General features: G+C 65.3%; 17 protein-coding genes and 1 pseudogene. 7 read left to right on the forward strand and 11 right to left on the reverse strand.

The features are described from left to right. The 5 genes from CWO91_RS43760 to uraD form a co-directional block, all read left to right on the forward strand. Positions 1-196: hypothetical protein (locus CWO91_RS43760; protein ID WP_208753057.1), on the forward strand; the 196-nt coding region annotated here is incomplete at its 5' end. Between the two features lie 119 nt (positions 197-315). Further along, positions 316-594 (forward strand): hypothetical protein, encoded by a 279-nt coding sequence (locus CWO91_RS21965; RefSeq protein WP_165405621.1) that lies wholly within the window; start codon positions 316-318, stop codon positions 592-594. Positions 595-683: 89 nt separating this feature from the next. Beyond that, positions 684-1,097, forward strand: coding sequence for a DUF3830 family protein (locus CWO91_RS21970; protein ID WP_130216197.1), 414 nt, complete (start codon positions 684-686; stop codon positions 1,095-1,097). Continuing rightward, the gene (gene puuE / locus CWO91_RS21975; RefSeq protein ID WP_130216199.1) at positions 1,098-2,033 is read left to right on the forward strand and encodes an allantoinase PuuE; all 936 of its coding nucleotides are present in this window, start codon (positions 1,098-1,100) and stop codon (positions 2,031-2,033) included. It begins immediately after the preceding gene. Between the two features lie 7 nt (positions 2,034-2,040). Further along, positions 2,041-2,928, forward strand: coding sequence for a 2-oxo-4-hydroxy-4-carboxy-5-ureidoimidazoline decarboxylase (uraD, locus tag CWO91_RS21980; RefSeq protein WP_130216201.1), 888 nt, complete (start codon positions 2,041-2,043; stop codon positions 2,926-2,928). Between the two features lie 197 nt (positions 2,929-3,125). Here the strand turns inward: uraD and CWO91_RS21985 are convergent. After that, a pseudogene (locus tag CWO91_RS21985) lies at positions 3,126-5,851 on the reverse strand (molybdopterin-dependent oxidoreductase). Continuing rightward, positions 5,848-6,675, reverse strand: a complete 828-nt coding sequence (locus CWO91_RS21990) for an FAD binding domain-containing protein (RefSeq protein WP_130216203.1) — start codon at positions 6,673-6,675, stop codon at positions 5,848-5,850. Before CWO91_RS21990 ends, CWO91_RS21985 begins: the two are co-directional and overlap by 4 nt. Positions 6,676-6,828: 153 nt before the next feature. Here CWO91_RS21990 and CWO91_RS21995 point away from each other — a divergent pair, with 153 nt between their 5' ends. Continuing rightward, complete coding sequence (locus CWO91_RS21995; protein ID WP_165405622.1) at positions 6,829-8,178, forward strand: 8-oxoguanine deaminase; 1,350 nt, start codon at positions 6,829-6,831, stop codon at positions 8,176-8,178. A gap of 94 nt (positions 8,179-8,272) precedes the next feature. Here the strand turns inward: CWO91_RS21995 and CWO91_RS22000 are convergent, their stop codons facing one another. The 5 genes from CWO91_RS22000 to CWO91_RS22020 form a co-directional block, all read right to left on the reverse strand. Further along, positions 8,273-9,349, reverse strand: coding sequence for a BMP family ABC transporter substrate-binding protein (locus CWO91_RS22000; protein ID WP_165405623.1), 1,077 nt, complete (start codon positions 9,347-9,349; stop codon positions 8,273-8,275). A gap of 78 nt (positions 9,350-9,427) precedes the next feature. Continuing rightward, complete coding sequence (locus tag CWO91_RS22005; RefSeq protein WP_130216209.1) at positions 9,428-10,345, reverse strand: ABC transporter permease; 918 nt, start codon at positions 10,343-10,345, stop codon at positions 9,428-9,430. Next, positions 10,332-11,423: an ABC transporter permease gene (locus CWO91_RS22010; protein WP_130216211.1), complete on the reverse strand. Its 1,092-nt coding sequence runs from the start codon at positions 11,421-11,423 to the stop codon at positions 10,332-10,334. The genes CWO91_RS22005 and CWO91_RS22010 overlap by 14 nt, the downstream gene beginning before the upstream one ends. Then, positions 11,407-12,978 (reverse strand): ABC transporter ATP-binding protein, encoded by a 1,572-nt coding sequence (locus CWO91_RS22015; RefSeq protein ID WP_130216213.1) that lies wholly within the window; start codon positions 12,976-12,978, stop codon positions 11,407-11,409. Before CWO91_RS22015 ends, CWO91_RS22010 begins: the two co-directional genes overlap by 17 nt. Before the next feature lie 41 nt (positions 12,979-13,019). Further along, positions 13,020-13,406, reverse strand: a complete 387-nt coding sequence (locus CWO91_RS22020; protein ID WP_130216215.1) for a hypothetical protein — start codon at positions 13,404-13,406, stop codon at positions 13,020-13,022. 132 nt (positions 13,407-13,538) lie between these two features. Here CWO91_RS22020 and CWO91_RS22025 point away from each other — a divergent pair, with 132 nt between their 5' ends. Continuing rightward, positions 13,539-14,642 carry a hypothetical protein gene (locus CWO91_RS22025; protein WP_130216217.1) on the forward strand — a complete coding sequence of 368 codons (1,104 nt, stop codon included), beginning with the start codon at positions 13,539-13,541 and terminating at the stop codon, positions 14,640-14,642. 169 nt (positions 14,643-14,811) lie between these two features. Here the strand turns inward: CWO91_RS22025 and CWO91_RS22030 are convergent, their stop codons facing one another. From CWO91_RS22030 to CWO91_RS22045, 4 genes are read right to left on the reverse strand one after another with little or no spacing between them, the layout of a single operon-like run. Continuing rightward, the gene (locus CWO91_RS22030; protein ID WP_130216219.1) at positions 14,812-15,297 is read right to left on the reverse strand and encodes a nucleoside deaminase; all 486 of its coding nucleotides are present in this window, start codon (positions 15,295-15,297) and stop codon (positions 14,812-14,814) included. Between the two features lie 13 nt (positions 15,298-15,310). Further along, positions 15,311-16,843 carry an ABC transporter ATP-binding protein gene (locus CWO91_RS22035; protein WP_130216221.1) on the reverse strand — a complete coding sequence of 511 codons (1,533 nt, stop codon included), beginning with the start codon at positions 16,841-16,843 and terminating at the stop codon, positions 15,311-15,313. Further along, on the reverse strand, positions 16,840-17,523 hold the full coding sequence (gene biuH, locus CWO91_RS22040; RefSeq protein ID WP_130216223.1) for a biuret amidohydrolase: 684 nt from the start codon (positions 17,521-17,523) through the stop codon (positions 16,840-16,842). The genes CWO91_RS22035 and biuH overlap by 4 nt, the downstream gene beginning before the upstream one ends. An 11-nt stretch (positions 17,524-17,534) precedes the next feature. Next, positions 17,535-18,461 (reverse strand): ABC transporter permease, encoded by a 927-nt coding sequence (locus CWO91_RS22045; RefSeq protein WP_130216225.1) that lies wholly within the window; start codon positions 18,459-18,461, stop codon positions 17,535-17,537.

Below are 18,461 nucleotides of genomic sequence, written 5' to 3' on the forward strand. Positions count from 1 at the left end.
CTTTGAGGGTGGAGAGATCAAGCAAAGCTCGGGCGAAACCCGCCGCGAGAACGGGAAGGCGTGTCTGCAACGCAGATGCGGATTGGAGAACGACGCCATTGCCCCTTGCTCCGTCATTGCGAGGAGCCCTTGCGACGAAGCAATCCAGAATCTTGCCGCGGAGGGATTCTGGATTGCTTCGCTGCGCTCGCAATGACGATCCGCCAGGAGCCGCTTGGGCCCCGGCTAAATATTCGGCAATCGTGCCCGCGGCGCCGATGGACTTGCCCGCTGCAATCCGGTTCAATGGGCCAATTGAGTTTCCAGGCGACAACGATGTCGAAATATCTGCTGGTCCTGCTGCTGATCGCCTCGCCGGCGGCGGCGCAAGTCAAGTTAGCGCCGAAGACCACGGCGGCGCATCCCGATCCCTGTGCCCCGATCGGTCGTACCGCCGATGGCAAGCTGGTCTACTCCATGAAATGCGAGACCCTGCCGGCGCCGCCCCCGCCGCCGCAGGCGGAACTGAAGGAGGTGCCTCCGACGGCGACCGCGGAGCCAGAGCCGGAGGTCCGGCGGAGCGGCATTTTCGGCTGGTCCTACGACCGCAGGTGAGGGCCGCGCCCCTTGCGCGAAGCCCGATGGAATGCTCTTTGCCGAGGAATCCACCGTGGGGCCCATCGCCCCCGACCCAGAGAGATGAGATGAGCAAACTCGTTATCCGCGCCGGCGATTTCACCTTCGACGCCCGCTTCGAGGAGCAGCTGGCACCCAAGACCGTCGCCGCGTTCCGCAAGGTGCTGCCGTTCGAAAGCCACATCATCCATGTGCGCTGGAGCGGCGAGGGGGTGTGGATGCCGCTCGGCGACCTCGATTTCGGCGTCGGCTACGAGAACCACACGAGCTATCCCGCGCCCGGCCAGATCATCCTCTATCCCGGCGGCATCAGCGAGACCGAGATCCTGCTCGCCTATGGCGGCGTGCACTTCGCGAGCAAGATGGGCCAACTCGCCGGCAACCATTTCATCACGCTGACCTCGGGCCTGGAGAATCTGGCGACGCTGGGCAAGAGCGTGCTGTGGAAGGGCGCCCTGCCGATCCGCTTCGAGGAAGTCTGAGTGACTGAGACCCGCTACCCGCGCGATCTCCGCGGCTACGGCCGCAACCCGCCGCATCCCGAGTGGCCCGACAATGCGCGGGTCGCGGTGCAGTTCGTCGTCAATTTCGAGGAAGGCGGCGAGAACAACATTTTGCACGGCGACCGCGCCTCGGAAGCCTTCCTGTCCGATGTGCTCGGCGCGCAGCCGTGGCCGGGCCAGCGCCACGCCAACATCGAATCGATGTTCGAATATGGCTCGCGCGCCGGATTCTGGCGGCTATGGCGCATGTTCACCGCGCGCAACTGGCCGACCACCGTGTTCGGTGTCGCGACCGCATTGAAGCGCAATCCGGAAATCGTAGCTGCGATGAAGGAGGCGGGCTGGGACATTGCCAGCCACAGCCTGAAGTGGATCGAGCACAAGGACATGACCGAGGCGCAGGAGCGCGCCGAGATCGCGGAAGCGATCCGCGTCCATACCGAGGCGACCGGATCGCGGCCGCTCGGCTGGTATACCGGGCGCTCCTCGATCAACACCAACCGTCTCCTGATGGAGGAAGGCGGCTTCCTCTATCTCTGCGATTCCTATGCCGACGATCTGCCCTATTGGGTGAAGGGCGCAGGCGGCAAGCAGCTCATCATTCCCTATACGTTAGACGCCAACGACATGCGCTTCATCAACCCGCAGGGGTTTGCCGAAGGCGAGCAGTTCTTCACCTATCTGAAGGATGCCTTCGACGTGCTCTATGCGGAAGGGCAGACCGCGCCGAAGATGATGTCGGTCGGCCTGCACTGCCGCCTCGCTGGCCGGCCCGGCCGCGCTGCAGGGCTGATGCGCTTCCTGGATTACATCGGCAAGCACGAGCGCGTCTGGGTGCCGACGCGATTGCAGATCGCGCAGCACTGGCACGACAAGCACGCGCACCTTGCGGCCAATGCATTCGAGATCGGGTGAGAGGGCGATGTCGCAGATCTCGCTGGCCGATCTCAACGCTGCAAGCAAAACCGACTTCGTCGCGGCGCTCGCCAACATTGTCGAATATTCGCCGTGGATCGCCGAGCAGCTCGCCGGAAAGCGACCGTTCGCCGGCATCAACCAGTTGCACGCCGCGCTGATGGCGGCGATCCAAAGTGCCGAACCGGACGTGCAGTTGGCGTTGATCCGGGCGCATCCCGATCTCGCCAACAAGACCCAGCGCGCGGCAGGGCTGACGGCAGAATCGACCGACGAGCAGAACAGCGCCGGTCTCGGCCGGCTGTCGGACGCCGAATACGCCGCGTTCGAGCGCGTCAACACCGCCTATCGCGACAAGTTCGGCTTCCCCTATATCGTTTGCGTGCGCCGTCACACCAGGGATTCCATCCTGCGTGACTTCGAGACGCGGCTGCTCAACATCGTCAAGACCGAGACAAGGCGCGCGATCGAGGAGATCGGCCGCATCTCCGCGCTGCGGCTGGATCAGCTTGTCGTTGCCGACGACAACCTGAAGGTGCACGGGCGGCTGTCGACGCATGTGCTCGACAATCACACGGGCAAGCCTGCGCAGGGCATCCCGGTTGAGCTGGTCGAGCTCGCGCGCCTCGGCGAGAGCCGCGTCATTGCGCGCACTGTCACCAACGCGGACGGCCGCACCGATCAGCCGCTGATCGGCGGTCGCCCCTTGCCGATCGGCCGCTACGAGCTCAGGTTCAGCGTTGCCAGATATTACGCCGAGCGTAACGTGCCGTTATCCGACCCGCCGTTCCTCGACGAGATCCCGCTGCGTTTCGCCGTCAGCGAGCCGGAGGGCCACTATCACGTGCCGCTCCTGGTCACGCCGTGGAGCTATTCGACCTATCGCGGCAGTTAGAGCATGCAGGTTCGGCGGGCTGTCGTTCACCTCTCCCCGAAGGGGAGAGGTCGGATTGCTGTGGCGCGCAATTGCGCGCCTGAGCAATCCGGGTGAGGGGCTGCGGCGCTCAGTGAGACCTGAACCCCTCACCCGGACCGCATCTTCGATGCGCTCCGACCTCTCCCTACGGGAGAGGTGAACCGAACCATCCCGCTCTAGCCACCGAACTTCTCGTGCAGCGCCGGAAACAGCCGGTCCGGCTTGAAGGGCGGTGCGGTGAAGCGGATGCCGGTGGCATCGGCAATGGCGTTGCCGAGCGCGGCCGCGACCGGGTTGTACGGACTCTCGCTCATCGACTTCGCGCCCAGGGGTCCGATCGTGTCGGACGTCTCGGCGAAGAACACCTCGGTGCGGGGCACGTCGGCGAAGGAGGGCAGGTGGTAGTCGCGGAACTTCGGGTTGGTGACGCGGCCGTCTGCGTCGATCACCATCTCCTCGTAGAGCGCGGCGCCGAGGGCCTGCGCGACGCCGCCTTCGACCTGTCCGCGGCATTGCATGGGATTGGCGACGACGCCGGCGTCCGCCGCCTGCACGCTCCTGAGAATCCTGAGTTCGCCGGTGCCCTTGTTCACGGCGACGCGAAGGCCCTGCACGTTGAAGCCGACCGAGCGCGGCGTGCCGGTGGAATTGCCGGTGCCTGCGAATGGCTGTCCGCGGTCGCGAGCGAGCTTTGCCAGCTCTACAAAGGACATGCGCCGCACGCCGCTGACGACGGCGTCAGCTTCGAGCGTGCAGCTTGCGGCATCGGACAGCCACCCGTCCGCAGCCGCCGCCTTCAGCTCGGTCGCAAGCTGGAGGGCCGCCGCATGCGTTGCCTTGCCGGCGACGAACATGCCCGCGCTGCCATAGGCGCCGGTATCGTGGCCGCCATGGGCGGTGTCGGACTGGCGCAGGTGGATCCTGTCGACGGTGGTCGCCAGCGTCGTCGCCGCGATCTGCCGGTGCACGGTGCTGGTGCCGTTGCCGAACTCGGCGGTGCCGACGGTGAGATCGAAACCGCCGTCCTCACGCAGCGCGATCATGGCGTCGGCGAGGTGGCCCGCCGGCGGCGCCGTGTCGATCATGGTCAGCGCGATGCCGTCGCCGATCAGCCACTCAGGTGGCAGCTCGGGCTGCGGCCCATCGGCCTGCATCGCGCGCTCGACGAGGTCGAGGCACTGGTCGAGCCCGTAGGAGCCATAGTCGACGTCGTGAAATTCGGACGGTGGCGGCGACAGCATGTGATCGCCTGGCCTGACGATGTTGCGCCGGCGCATCTCGTAGGGGCTGATGCCGAGCTGCTTGGCCAGCTCGTCGATCGCGGCCTCCACCGCGATCAGCGCCTGCGGCAGGCCATAGCCGCGAAATGCCCCTGCGGGCACCGTGTTGGTGTAGACGGCGGCGCCGTCGACCCGCTTGTTCGGGCAATTATAGACGCTGATGGACTCAGCCAGCGCGTGGAACATCACCGGCCCGGCGTGATTGCCGTAAGCGCCGGTGTTGGAGAGCACGTCGAGCTGGAGCGCGGTGAGCTTGCCGTCGGCATCGGCGCCGGCCTTGATGTGGACCCGCATCGGGTGGCGCGTCGAGGTCGCGATGAACTGCTCCTCGCGGGTCAGCTCCAGCTTCACCGGCCGCCCGGTCTTGAGCGCGGCAAGCGCCAGAATGTCCTCGACGAACATCTCCTGCTTGCCACCAAAGCCGCCGCCGACGCGCTCGCAGAACACGCGGACCTTGTCCATGGGAAGCTTGAAGATATCGGACAGCGCACGCCGGGTCAGGAAGGGGACCTGCGTCGAGGTGCGGACATTGAGCACGCCGGCGTCATCGAGCCAAGCGAGGCCGCCATGGGTCTCCAGGGCGGCATGCTGTACACGGTGACTGTGGAAGATGCCCTCGTAGGTGACGGCGGAGGTGGCGAGCGCAGCCGCGACGTCGCCGAACTCGCCATGCGTCTCCGCGACGAGGTTGCGCTGAGCATCAGTGACGCGGTTCGCGATGGTGCGATCAGGATGGATGACGGCGCGCCCGGCACCATCGCCTGCTCCGGATCGATCAGCGCAGGCAGAATCTCGTAGTCGACCCTGAGCCGCCGGCACGCCTCCTCGGCGGCAGCCTCGCTCTCGGCGATGACGGCGGCAACCTTCTGGCCGATGAAGCGGACAACGTCGTCGAGGATGCGGGTGTCCTCGGGATCCATCCACTCCTTCTCATGCCGCGCGGTCGACATCAGGACCGGCGGCGCATCCTCATGCGTCAGCACGGCGTGGACGCCGGGGACGCAAAGGGCTTCCGACGTGTCGATCGCCACGATCCTGGCGTGCGCGTGCGGCGAACGGAGCAGCTTGATGTGCAGCAGTCCGTCGATGGCGGTATCGAAGGTGTAGCGTGCCCTGCCGCGCACGATGTCGGGACCCGCGGGGGCGGGCAGGCTACGGCCGAATGCGGCGCCAGCCTCGACGCTCGCCTCGACATTGGTGTTGCCCAGGATCGCGTCCTCGATCGAACGATAACCGGTGCAGCGGCAGATATTGCCCTTCAGCGCCGTGCCGAGATCGGTGCGCTGCGCCTGGTTCAGCGAGGCGCAGGTCAGGATCATGCCGGCGGTGCAGAAGCCACATTGAAAGCCTTGCGCATCGAGGAACGCCTGTTGCATCGGATGGGCGCCGTGGTCGCCGCCAAGACCTTCGATCGTGGTGATGCTGCGTCCCTCGGCACGGAACGCCGGGATCAGGCAGCTATGGACCGGCTCGCCATCCAGCAGCACGGTGCAGGCCCCGCAATCGCCGGCATCGCACCCCTTCTTCACCCCGAAATGGCCGAGCTCGCGCAGGAACGTGCGCAGGCACTGGCCGGCGCGCGGCTCTTGCGAAAAGGCCTTGCCGTTGATCTCGAAGCTCATGACGGCGCTCCGCCCAGGAGCTCGCCGCGAACCTCCTCGGCGAGCCGCAGCGTCATGTGCTTGCGCCAGAGTGGCTTGCCATGGATGTCGGTGTGGTACAGATCATCCGTGATCTGCTGCACGATCACATCGCGAAGCGCACTCGCGTCCGGGGCCTTGCGAAACGTTAGCTGGATCGGCCGCACCGTCGATGCGGTAACCGTTAATGTCAGCGTGCCATCCGGATCGAGGCTGCCGATCAGAAGCGCCGCCGAGCGGCCGAAAGGCGCCAGCGAGATCTGGCGAAAGGCGGTACGCCGCCTCAATGCGGCAATCGGGAGATCGATCTGCCGGATCAGGTCGCCTGCCGTCAGGCGGTTGCGCTGGTTGCCGGTGACGAAGTCGGCGACGGAAATCCTCTGTTCACCGCCGCCGGCCTTCCAGATGATGCAGACGCCGTCGAGCGCTGATGTGAGCGAGATCATCGGTCCCGCCGGCAGCGACATGCAGAGATTGCCGCCGACCGTTGCCGCCTTCCAGATCTTGAACGAAGCAAGGAAGGCCCGACAGCACTGGCCGATCAGCGGCGCCGCGAGCCAGTCGGACGGGCAGGCAAGACCATCGAGCTCTGCGATGGTGCAAGTGGCTGCGATGCTGAGATGGCTCTCGGTGATCGTCAGCGCCGGCCATTTCAGGTCGGTGAGATCGATCAGCCGTCTCAGGTGCGTTTGCGGTTCCGAGAACAGCCAGGTGCCGCCCGCGAGCCAAGCATCACCTGTCGTCCAGGCGGGCAGTTGCGCGCGCGTTTGCGGATGGGCAACTGCTGTGATGGTATTCAAATCCATGACTGCGCCAACCCTTCCGCCGGGTGAATCGGACAAGAGAAAGTCTTGCAAGACCGGAGCCAAGTCGCAACAACAAGTCGCAGCCAAGAACGCGATCGGGCTGGCCTCCGCCTTGCCGGCCTGCCGTCAGCAGATGTGAGGAGAAGCGGGATCATGACCGACGCAAGTCCGATCTGGATCAGGGATCCCCTGGCCATCCTCGCCGACGGGGCCGAGCGCGGGGTCGTGGTGAAGGATGGCCGGATCGTCGAGCTGGTGCCGGCCGGCGGCGCGCCTGCGACGGCAGATGTCGTGGTGTTCGACGCGGGCGACCACGTCGTGCTGCCTGGCCTGATCAACACGCATCACCATTTTTATCAAACGCTGACGCGGGCCCTGCCGGCGGCGATGGATCGCGAGCTGTTTCCCTGGCTCCAGGCGCTCTATCCGGTCTGGGCGAAGCTGACGCCTGAGGCGCTGGAGCTCGGTGTCGCCGTGGCGATGTCCGAGCTCTTGCTCTCCGGCTGCACCACCACGACGGACCATCACTATGTGTTCCCGGCAGGACTCGAAGACGCCATCGATATTGAGGTCGGGGTCGCAAAGAGGCTCGGCGTGCGCGTGCTGCTGACGCGCGGCTCGATGAACCTGTCGCAACGCGACGGCGGCCTGCCGCCTGATAGCGTCGTGCAGGACGAGGACACCATCCTCGCCGACAGCGCGCGCGCGGTCGCCAAGCATCACCAGCGCGGCGCGGATGCGATGGTGCAGATCGCGCTCGCGCCGTGCTCGCCCTTCTCCGTGACGACCTCGCTGATGCGCGCCACCGCCGAGCTCGCTGACAAGCTCGACGTGCGCCTGCACACCCATCTCGCCGAGACCGAGGATGAGAACAAATTCTGCCAGGAGATATATGGCTGCCGCCCGCTCGACTATCTCGAACAATGCGGCTGGCTCAATGCGCGGACCTGGCTCGCTCACGGAATCTTCTTCAATGCCGATGAGATCAAGCGGCTCGGCAAGGCCAGGACGACCATCAGCCATTGTGCGTGCAGCAACCAGCTGCTGGCGTCCGGCTGCTGTCCCGTCTGCGAGATGGAGGAGGCCGGCGTCGGTATCGGCATTGGGGTCGACGGCTCGGCCTCCAACGACGGCTCGAACCTGATGCAGGAAGTGCGTGCCGCCTTCCTGCTGCAACGAGCCCGCTACGGCGTGACGAAGGTCGGCCACAAGGACGCTCTGCGCTGGGCCACCAGAGGCTCGGCGGCGTGCGTCGGCCGGCCCGAGCTCGGCGAGATCGCCGTCGGCAAGGCCGCCGATCTCGCGTTGTTCAAGCTGGACGAGCTGCGCTTCTCCGGCCATGGCGATCCCCTGGCCGCATTGGTGCTATGCGGGGCGCATCGGGCCGACCGGGTCATGGTGGCGGGAAAATGGGCCGTGGTCGACGGTGCGATCCCGGGCCTCGATGTGGCGGACCTCATCCGCAGCCACAGTTCGGCGGCGCGGAGCATGCAGCTGGGATAAAAGAGGGGGCAGCCACAAGTGCCGGGTGCTTCTGGCCACCCCCTCCGAACCTCCTCCGGGAGGAGCAGGTGATCTGGTCAAAGCAAGAAGCGTGCTACTTGCCCGGAAGCTTGTCGTCGATGCCCTTGACGTAGAAATTCATGCCGAGAATCTGGCCGTCATCGAGGTGATCGCCGCCCTTGCACTGAACCTCCTTGCCGTCCTGCCCAACGATCGGGCATTTGAACGGATGCAGCTTGCCCGCTGTGATCGCGGCCTGGGCATCCTCGGCCATTTTCTTCACGTCGTCAGGCATGTTGGTATAGGGCGCCATCGCAAACATGTGGCTATCGAGGCCGCCCCAGGTGTCCTCGGACTTCCAGGTGCCGGCGAGCTCGGCCTTGACGCGCTCGATGTAGTACGGGCCCCAGGTGTCAAGGATCGAGGTCAGCTGGGTCTTGGGTCCGAACTTGATCATCTCGGAGTCCTGGCCGAAGGCGAGCTTGCCACGTTCGCTCGCGATCTGCATCGCGGCCGGCGAATCCGTGTGCTGCATGATCACGTCGGCGCCCTGGTCGATCAGCGCCTTGGCGGCGTCGGCCTCCTTGCCCGGATCGAACCAGGTGTTGGCCCAGATGATCTTGACCTTGATGTTCGGGTTGATGGTCTGCGCAGCCAGCATCGTCGCGTTGATGCCGGAGACGACCTCGGGAATTGGGAACGAGCCGATATAGCCGAGCACGCCGGACTTCGACATCTTGGCCGCGATCAGGCCTTGAATGTAGCGGCCCTGATACCATTTGGCCGAATAGGTCGACATGTTCGGATTGCGCTTGTAGCCAGTGGCGTGTTCGAAATGCACGTTCGGGTACTTCTTGGCGACCTTCAGCGTCGGATCCATGTAGCCGAAGGAGGTCGTGAAGATCAGCTTGTTGCCGGCGCGGACGAGCTGCTCGATGGAGCGTTCGGCGTCGGGGCCTTCGGGCACGTTCTCGAGATAGGTGGTTTCGATCTTATCGCCCAATTCTTTCACCAACGCCTGCCGCGCGAGATCGTGCTGATAGGTCCAACCGAGATCTCCGATCGGACCCAGATAGATGAAGCCGACCTTCAGCTTGTCGGCGGCGGAGGCTGCACCGACGCTCCCGGCAAGCAAAAGCCCGGCAGCCAGCGCAAGAAGTGATTTCCTCATCATCAATCTCCAAACATCAGGGGAAAGCCACGATCCGCAACGCGCGCGCCCCATCGCGCACGCCGCGGAAATGAAAACTCAGCGGTCGGGCACGAACACGGTGCCGAGCGCGGCCGGCGCGGTCGAGCCGCCGGTGCGCGCCCGGGACAGCAGGACCAGGACGACAACAGTCGCGAGGTACGGCAGCGCCGACATGAACTGCGAGGGAATGCCGACGCCCCAGCCCTGCGCATGCAATTGCAGGATCGTCACCGCGCCGAACAGGTAAGCGCCGACGACGAGCCGGCCCGGCCGCCAGGACGAAAACACCACCAGCGCCAGCGCGATCCAGCCGCGGCCAGCGGTCATGCCGGGAATGAAGAACGGCGTATAGGCGAGCGGCAGATAAGCGCCCGCAAGACCTGCGCAGGCGCCGCCGAACATCACGGCGAAGGTGCGGATGCGCAGCACGGGATAGCCGAGCGCATGCGCGGAGACATGATTGTCGCCGCACGCGCGCAGGATCAATCCCGCGCGCGAGCGGTACAGGAACCACCAGACGCCAACGATGAGCGCGACCGAAAAATAGACGAAGGCGTCCTCGCCGAACAGCACCCGGCCGATCAGGGGGACATCCGTGAGGCCGGGAATGGTGAGGTGCACTGCCGGCGTGATACGCTCGCCGACGAAGCCGGCACCGATCAGCCCGGAGAGCCCAATGCCGAGGATGGTCAGCGCGAGACCCGTTGCGACTTGGTGGACGGCGAGCCCGAGCGTCATCAGCGCGAAGACCAGTGACATCAGCGTGCCCGCGACGATGCCGAACAGCGCTCCAATGAAGACCGAGCCGGTCAGCCAGGCGCCGGCAAAGCCGCAGGCCGCGCCGACGATCATCATGCCTTCGACGCCGAGATTGAGCACGCCGGAACGCTCGGTCACGAGCTCGCCGGTCGCCGCAATCAGCAGCGGCGTCGATGCGGCGAGCACCGCGAGGATGATGGCCTCAACCAGCTCCACGGGTCACCTGTCGGTTCGGGAAGGTCAGCTTGAAGCGGTACAGGATGAGGGAATCGCAGGCGAGCACGTAGAACAACAAAATGCCCTGGAAGACCTTGGTGACGTCCAATGGGATCTTCATTGCGATCTGTGCCTGCTCGCCGCCGATAAAGGTCAATGCGAGAAAAAGGCCTGCAATTAATATTCCAAGCGGGTTCAGCCGGCCGAGAAAGGCGACGATGATCGCAGTGAAACCGTAGCCGGGCGAGATGCCGGGCTGGAGGTGCCCGACTGGCCCTGCGACCTCGATGATGCCGGCTAGGCCTGCCAGCGCGCCGGAGACGGCGAAGGTGAGGATGATGAGCTGGTCGGCATTGAAGCCGCCGAACCGCGCGGCGCGAGGCGCGGCTCCAACCACGCGGATCTCAAAGCCCTTGATGGTGCGTGCGAGCAGGATCGCTGCCGCTGCAACGACGAGCAGGGAGATGACCGAGCCGAGATGCAGCCGGCCGCCCTCGATCAGCAGCGGCACCGTTGCCACCGGATCGAACTCCGCCGTGGTCGGGAAGTTGAAGCCGTGCGGATCGCGCCACGGGCCGCGCACGAGATAGTCGAGGAAGAGGTCGGCGACGTAGACCAGCATCAGGCTGGTCAGGATCTCGCTGGCGCCGAACTTCACCTTGCAGATCGCCGGGATCAGCGCATAGAGCGCACCTGCGGCCGCGGCGAGCACGAGCATGGCCGGCAGCACCCAGCCGCCGGCATCGGTGCCCTGCGTCTTCACCGCGATCCAGCTTCCGGCGACGGCGCCGATCAGGAATTGTCCCTCCGCGCCGATGTTCCAGGCATTGGCGAGATAGCAGAGCGAGAGCCCAATCGCGATCATCACCAGCGGCGTCGCCTTCACCGCGATCTCCTGGAGCGAATAGCCGTCGGTGAGGGGCGCGATGAAATAGGCATGCAAAGCGAGCAGGGGATTCTTGCCGAGAATCGCGAACAGGATGACCATGGTCACGATGGTGAGGCCGATCGCGATCAGCGGCGAGATCAGCGCGATCGTGTTGGAGCGTTCGGCGCGCTTCTCAAGCACCAACTGCATGCGTGACCTCCTTCGGCTCCAGGCTGCTGCCGCCCATGAGAAGGCCTAGCTTCTCGCGCGTGGCTTCGCTCGCGGCGAGCGGAGCCGACAGCCGGCCGTGAAACATCACGGCGATGCGGTCGGCGATCTCCGTGAGCTCGTCGAGATCCTGGCTGGTCACGAGCACGGCGGCGCCAGCGGTTGCGAGATCAAGCAGCGCCTGGCGGATCACCGCGGCCGCGCCGGCGTCGACCCCCCAGGTCGGCTGGCTCACCACCAGCACCGCAGGATTGCGCAGGATCTCGCGTCCGACGATGAATTTCTGCAGATTGCCGCCGGAGAGGGATGCTGCTTCCGGATCGCGCTTGGCCTTGCGGACGTCAAATGTTTCGGTCGCGCGGTCGACCGTCTTCAGCGTTGCCGCGGTGTCGATGAAGCCGTGACGGACCATGCCGCTGGCGGCATGCCCAGTGAGCAGCGCGTTCTCCGACAGCTTCATGCGCGGCGCGGTGCCGTGGCCAAGCCGCTCCTCGGGCACGAAGGCGGCGCCGAGCTTGCGCCGCTGCGTGATCGAGAGGTGGCCGGCGGCGATGCCCTCGATCACGACGGTGCCGGGGTCCTTCGACAGGCGCTCGCCGGAGAGTGCGGCGAACAGCTCGTCCTGGCCGTTGCCGGCGACGCCGGCGATGCCCAAGATCTCGCCGCCCTTCAGCTCGAACGAAATATGCTGGAGACGTACGCCATGCGCTTCGCTTGGAGCGAGCGAGAGATCGTTGACGACAAGACGCGGCACGGTGGTCTTGCGGCCGGATACGGCCTTCACTTCCTTGATCTCAGCCCCGACCATCATCCGCGCTAGCGAGGCGGCGGTCTCGCGCCGGGGATTGCAGGTCTCGACCTTCCTGCCGCCGCGCAGGATCGTTGCGGTGTCGCAGAGCCGCTTCACTTCCTCGAGCTTGTGGCTGATGTAGAGGATGGCACGGCCTTCGGCCTTGAGCCGCTCCAGCACGATGAAGAGCTGGTCGGCTTCCTGAGGCGTCAGCACTGCGGTGGGTTCGTCCAGGATCAGGAATTTCGGATTCTGCATCAGCGCGCGGACGATCTCGATGCGTTGGCGCTCGCCGACCGACAATTGCCAGACCTCGCGCCGGGGATCGAGCGGCAGTCCGTAGGTCTTCGAGACCCGCTCCAGCCGCGCCGACATGTCCCTGAAGGATTCCTTCCCGTCGAGGCCGAGCGCGACGTTCTCGGCGACGGTGAGATTGTCGAACAGCGAGAAATGCTGGAACACCATGCCGATGCCGCGGCGGCGCGCGTCCGAGGGACCGGACAGCACTAGTCGTTCGCCCTGCCAGCGAATCTCGCCGGCGCTAGGCTGGATCAATCCGTAGATCGCCTTGACCAGCGTCGACTTGCCGGCGCCGTTCTCGCCCAGCAACGCGTGGATTTCCTTCGGCCGGATCTCGATGTCGATGGCATCGTTGGCGAGGAAATCGCCATAGCGCTTGGTGAGCCCGATCGCCTGAAGCAGGGGGGGCTCGCCGGAATGCAGGCCGTTAGGCGTCTGATCGAACATTCGCTGATGCGCTGGCATGGATGAAGTGCCTCAATTGTGGGCTAGTTTGAGCCGTCGCGTAAGATGCGAAAAAGCGTCATCCCTTGCTCAACGCTGCGGCAGGTGCGGCGGTGCCGGTTGAGTCGTTCCTCGCTTTCGAGCGCAAACATGGACAGCGGAAGCAATCGCGGCTTCGAGCCGCGCCTGTTGCAAATTTGTGACGGTTCAAACCAAATCGGAACCCGCTGCGCAGGCTTGACGCCATGTTGAGCAATCATGCGCCGGTCCGTCCTTCGCTTGCAGCGCAGCGGTCGCGACGGCCGCTCCAACTCGGCGTCGCATCGGGGCGCGATCAGAAAATCCGAATAAAAACAATCGGGAATGTTCGGCAATAGCGATCCCTTGCCTCTCGTGCTCACTGCGTGCGGGCACTCTGCAATCTCCTCCATGACTCGTCGCGTGCTGCCGAAACAAGCGGCACGCCGTGTGAAAAGTTGAGGCTTCTCACTCCGGGAGATCGGCGCAAGTGTCGCACCCAGGGGACGTTCATTTTTACGTGTCCAAACTTGGGGGTATTCAGGATGTCGTTTCGTTACACGGCAATGGCAGCAGCGGCGCTGTCACTTGCTACGCTGGCCACCGGTGGCCTGGCTCAAGCGGCGGATCTGCCGGTCAAGGCGGTCAAGAAGGCGCCGGACCTTCCGTTCTTCCTGGTCATCGATAACCGCGTCACGTTCTCGTACATCTTCAACGCTTCGCAGCCGGGCGCGTGGTCATTCCGGCCGGATGGATCGATCAACAGCAAGACCACCAAGCAGGTCTATTCGTTCACCCATTTCGACCTCTGGGCATACGGCACGAACTTCTTCACGATCTCCATGTTCAAGTCGGATCACAATGACCCGGCGGGGCCCTGCACCAATACGGGCACGATCTTCGGCGCGCCGGCATCCTGCGCCGGGGCGACCGAAATCTATGGCCTGTTCCGCTCGACCTTCGGCTGGAACGAGCTCTTCAACACCAAGGCTTTCACCGCGGGACCGCTGCACAACATCTCGTTTGAAGTCGGCATGGATGCCAATACCGAGAACAGGTATTTCGGCGCTGCCAAGCGCGACGTCGTCGGCGGCCTACAGTTTGCGTTCGACCTGCCCTACAAGGGCTACATCAACGTCGCGCCGCTGGTCTATTGGGAGTTCGCCAACCACAATTCCTTCAGCCAGTGCGGCCTGTTCGGTCCGGGCATTCCCGGCGTCACGTGTCTCGCGGACGGCAACACGTCGTTCAAGCCAACCTGGGCTGTCGAAGTCAATTACTACATGGACCTCGGCTTCCTGCCGCCGAACATGCAGTACTTCTCGATCAGCGGCCGTGCCGGCTGGTACGGCAAGAAGGGCACCGACACCGAGCCGCTTCCCTACAGTCCGGCGAATGGCGTCTACAACACGGCGGTCGAGTTGAATTCGGAGCCCATCCGCCTGACCTTCGATGCCTCGAAGGCGGCCTGGGGTGACAAGTACTCCCACTTCGTGGACGTCTGGGTGGCCTACCGCTACTGGCAGAACAAGTTCGGCCTCGATCACAACCTTGCCGTCGGCTGTACCACAGCCGTCGGTGGCCGGACGGTGAGCACCGGCTCCTGCACCGAGTCCTCGCTCTACTCCGGTATCACCGTGAAGTTCTAACGCTCTGTAGTCGTAGGGTGGGCAAGGCGAAGCGTGCCCACCACTTCTGCTTCTGTAGCACTCCGATGGTGGGCACGGCGCATGCGCGCCTTTGCCCACCCTACGGTACTGCAGGTGACGGTGGCGCCGCGTCAAACCTCCGCGGCGTCATCTCCTCTTGGATGTGCTGCTATTTCGTCCACACGCCCTCGTGCAACGCCTCGGCCTCATCCTCCAGCAACGGCCCGACCACCTCGGTCGGCCGCTGCCCGCTGGCAAAGACCTCGCGGCAGGGCAGGTCGAGCGTCGGATTCTCCGGATGGTTGCCGGTGACGCCGCGCAGGCGGTGCTCGCTGAGACCGTAGACCACGCGGCCGATGCCGGCCCAGTAGATCGCGCCGGCGCACATCGCGCAGGGCTCGGCGGAGGAATAGAGCGTCGCCTTCGCCAGCACCTCGCGGCTGATCGTCCGGCAGGCCTGCGTGGCCGCGAGGCGCTCGGCATGCGCGGTGCCGTCGTGATCCGGCATGTAGCCGTTCTCGGTCTCGATCAGCACGTTGCCATCCGCATCGACGACGATGCAGCCGAAGGGATGATTGCCATAGGTGAGGGAGCGGCGGGCGATCGCGAAGGACAGACGGAGGAAGTGCTCGTCACGCTCGGATGCGCCGCTCATCGCTGCTCCCTGGTCAGTGCCCCGCCATGTGCCGGCCAACCACGGTGAGGTCGGCCTCGCTGGTCCGTGCTTCATACACGAATTCGCCGTGGAACATCACCACCAGCCGATCGGACAATTCGAGCAATTCGTCGAGATCCTCACTGACGAGCAACACGGCGGCACCGCGGTTGCGGGCGGCCATGATCTCGGCGTGGATCTGCGCCACCGCTGCGAAGTCGAGGCCGAAACAGGGATTGGCCGCGATCAACACCTCGACGTCGCTGCCAAGCTCGCGGGCGAGCACGGCGCGTTGCACGTTGCCGCCGGACAGCGCCGAGATCGGCGTATCCGGCGTGCGGGTCTTGATCTTATACTGCGCGATCTTCGTCCTGGCGTCGTCTCGAAAGGCGCCGCGATTGAGCCACCAGCCGCCACGGGCGAAGGGCGCACGGTCGAATTCGCGGAAGGCGATGTTGTCGGCGACGCTCATGCCGCCGACGCAGGCGTTCTTCAACGGCTCCTCGGGCAGGAGAGACATCTTGTGCCGCCGCATCTCGTCACGGCTGGCGCGGTAGGGATCGCCGGCAACGCGGATCTCGCCGCTTTCGGCCTCACGCTGGCCGGCCAGCACCTCGACCAGCTGGCGCTGGCCGTTGCCGGAGACGCCGGCGATGCCGACGATCTCGCCGGCACGCACGGTGAGCGAAACGTCATGCACGGCGACTGCGCCGGCATCGTCGAGCGCGCGGAGCTTTTGCAGCTCGAGCCTTGCTTGGCCAGCCTTCCCGGTGCGCGGCGGCTGCACCGTCAATTGCTCGGCGCCGATCATGGTCCGGGCCATCGCGTCCGGCGTGAGCTCGGCCACCTTGCCATGACCCGCCAGCTTGCCGCGGCGCAGGATGGTGACGTCATCGGCGAAGGCCATGACCTCGCGGAACTTGTGTGTGATCATCAGGATCGTCAGCTCACCCCTGACGACCATGTCGCGGAGCATGCCGAGCACCTCGTCGGCTTCCGCCGGGGTCAGCACCGAGGTCGGCTCGTCCAGGATCAGGAAGCGGCGCTTCAGGTAGAGCTGCTTGAGGATCTCGCACTTCTGCCGTTCGCCGGCAGAGATGTCCGAGACTTTCGCGCCGAGCGGCACCTTGAAGGGCATGCGGCTCAAGAACGCCTCGAGCTCCTTCATCTCCTTCGGCCAGTTCACCACGGCCGGCACGTCGTCGCGGGCCAGCACGAGGTTTTCGGCGACCGTCATCGCCGGCACCAGCGTAAAGTGCTGATAGACCATGCCGAGCCCGAGTGCGTGGGCGTCCTTCGGATTGCCGATCGCCTGCTCGCGCCCGCCGACGAGGATGTCGCCTTCGGTCGCGTGGTAATAGCCCATGATGCATTTGACGAGGGTCGATTTGCCGGCGCCGTTCTCGCCGAGCAGCGCGTGGAACGAGCCCGGCCGCACCTTCAGCTCGACATTGTCCAGCGCCAGGAAATCGCCGAAGCGCATGGTCATGGCGACGGCATCGACGCCGAAGGCGCCGGAGGGCGGTGGTGTTTCGCCGATGATCACGAAATCGCTCCGATGAAGGCGTCCGACGTCGAGACCGCGCCGAACACGCCGCCCTGCATCTTGATCATCTTCAGCGCGTGGTCGTGGTTGCTCTTGTCGGTCGCGCCACAGCAATCGTGCAGCAGCACGCATTCGAAGCCGCGGTCGTTGGCTTCGCGCATGGTGGTGTGAACGCAGACGTCGGTGGTGATGCCCGTGAGCACGATGTTCTCGATGCCGCGCACCCGCAGGATCAGCTCCAGGTCGGTGGCGCAGAACGAGCCCTTGCCCGGCTTGTCGATGATCGGCTCGCCCGGCAGCGGCGCCAGCTCCGGGATGATGTCCCAGCCGGGCTCGCCGCGCACCAGGATGCGGCCGCAGGGGCCGGGATCGCCGATGCCGGCACCGATCTGGCGTGAGCGCCAGCGCTTGTTGGCGGGAAGATCGGAGAGATCGGGGCGGTGGCCTTCACGGGTATGGATGATGTGGAAGCCTTGGCTGCGCATCACCGCGAGCAGCTTCCTGATCGGCTCGATCGGTGCCCGCGTCAGCGAGAGGTCGTAGCCCATCTTGTCGACATAGCCGCCGACGCCGCAGAAGTCGGTCTGCATGTCGATGATGATGAGCGCGGTGTTCTCGGGGCGGAGATCGCCGTTATAGGGCCAGGCATAGGGCTCGGACTTGATGTGGCGCTCAGGCATGATCTTGCTCTCTAGCGTGTGATCGACAATTCCGCCGGGGCTCCGGTCAGTGTGCGTTTGGGCGAGCAGGTGATGATCATGATCGCCAGCGTCAGGATGTAGGGCGCGGCATTGAAAAGGTGATAGCCGGAGGTGACGCCAACCGATTGCAGCGCCGGCCCCAGCGCTGCGGCGCCGCCGAAGGCGAGCGAGGCCCATAGGCAGAGCAGGGGATCCCAGCGCGCGAAGATCACGAGCGCCACCGCCGTGATGCCCTGGCCCGAGGACAATCCTTCATTCCAGCTGCCGGGATAGAACAGCGACAGGAACGAGCCGCCGATGCCGGCGAGGAAGCCGCCGACCATGGTGGCGCGCAGGCGGATCAACAGCACGGAGTGGCCCATCGCGCGCGCGGCATCCGAGCTCTCGCCGGCGGTGCGGATGAGCAGGCCCCAGCGCGTGGTGCGGAAGGCCCAATAGAGGATCGGCGCGAGCCCGACGCCGATCAGGAAGAGCACGTTGACGCGCAGCGTGGCGCGGACCTGCGGGACGTCGCTCCACCAGCCGAAATCGATCGCCGGCAGGCGCGGCGCGGTGGGCTCGATCAGCGGCTTGCCGAGATAGAAGGCAAGCCCGGTGCCGAACAGCATCAGCGCGATGCCGACCGCAACGTCGCTGACGCGCGGCAGTGAGCAGATGCCGGCATGCAGCGCGCCCAGCAGCGCGCCTGTGATACCGGCGGCGAGCACGCCCAGCCACGGAGAGCCCGAAAGGTACGAGACACCGTAGGCGCTCATCGCACCCATCACCAGCGTACCTTCGAGGCCGAGATTGATGCGGCCGGAGCGCTCGGTGATGCATTCGCCGAGGCTGACGAACAGGAACGGCGTGGAGACACGAATGGCGCCGCCGAGCACCGCGAGCGGGACGGTCCAGAGTCCGATCGAACCGTCTGCCAT

Origin of the sequence: Bradyrhizobium genosp. SA-3 (genome assembly GCF_004212635.1) — a bacterium.
GTDB lineage: Bacteria > Pseudomonadota > Alphaproteobacteria > Rhizobiales > Xanthobacteraceae > Bradyrhizobium.

Bases quoted from the DNA above. Each gene is read 5' to 3' on its own strand.
- CWO91_RS22015 (WP_130216213.1), bottom strand. From the start codon at position 12,978: ATGTTCGATCAGACGCCTAACGGCCTGCATTCCGGCGAGCCCCCCCTG.
- CWO91_RS22025 (WP_130216217.1), top strand. From the start codon at position 13,539: ATGTCGTTTCGTTACACGGCAATGGCAGCAGCGGCGCTGTCACTTGCT.
- CWO91_RS22000 (WP_165405623.1), bottom strand. From the start codon at position 9,349: ATGAGGAAATCACTTCTTGCGCTGGCTGCCGGGCTTTTGCTTGCCGGG.
- biuH (WP_130216223.1), bottom strand. From the start codon at position 17,523: ATGCCTGAGCGCCACATCAAGTCCGAGCCCTATGCCTGGCCCTATAAC.
- CWO91_RS21970 (WP_130216197.1), top strand. From the start codon at position 684: ATGAGCAAACTCGTTATCCGCGCCGGCGATTTCACCTTCGACGCCCGC.
- CWO91_RS21990 (WP_130216203.1), bottom strand. From the start codon at position 6,675: ATGGATTTGAATACCATCACAGCAGTTGCCCATCCGCAAACGCGCGCG.
- uraD (WP_130216201.1), top strand. From the start codon at position 2,041: ATGTCGCAGATCTCGCTGGCCGATCTCAACGCTGCAAGCAAAACCGAC.
- CWO91_RS21965 (WP_165405621.1), top strand. From the start codon at position 316: ATGTCGAAATATCTGCTGGTCCTGCTGCTGATCGCCTCGCCGGCGGCG.
- CWO91_RS22030 (WP_130216219.1), bottom strand. From the start codon at position 15,297: ATGAGCGGCGCATCCGAGCGTGACGAGCACTTCCTCCGTCTGTCCTTC.
- CWO91_RS22045 (WP_130216225.1), bottom strand. From the start codon at position 18,461: ATGGCAGACGGTTCGATCGGACTCTGGACCGTCCCGCTCGCGGTGCTC.
- CWO91_RS22010 (WP_130216211.1), bottom strand. From the start codon at position 11,423: ATGCAGTTGGTGCTTGAGAAGCGCGCCGAACGCTCCAACACGATCGCG.
- CWO91_RS21995 (WP_165405622.1), top strand. From the start codon at position 6,829: ATGACCGACGCAAGTCCGATCTGGATCAGGGATCCCCTGGCCATCCTC.
- CWO91_RS22020 (WP_130216215.1), bottom strand. From the start codon at position 13,406: ATGGAGGAGATTGCAGAGTGCCCGCACGCAGTGAGCACGAGAGGCAAG.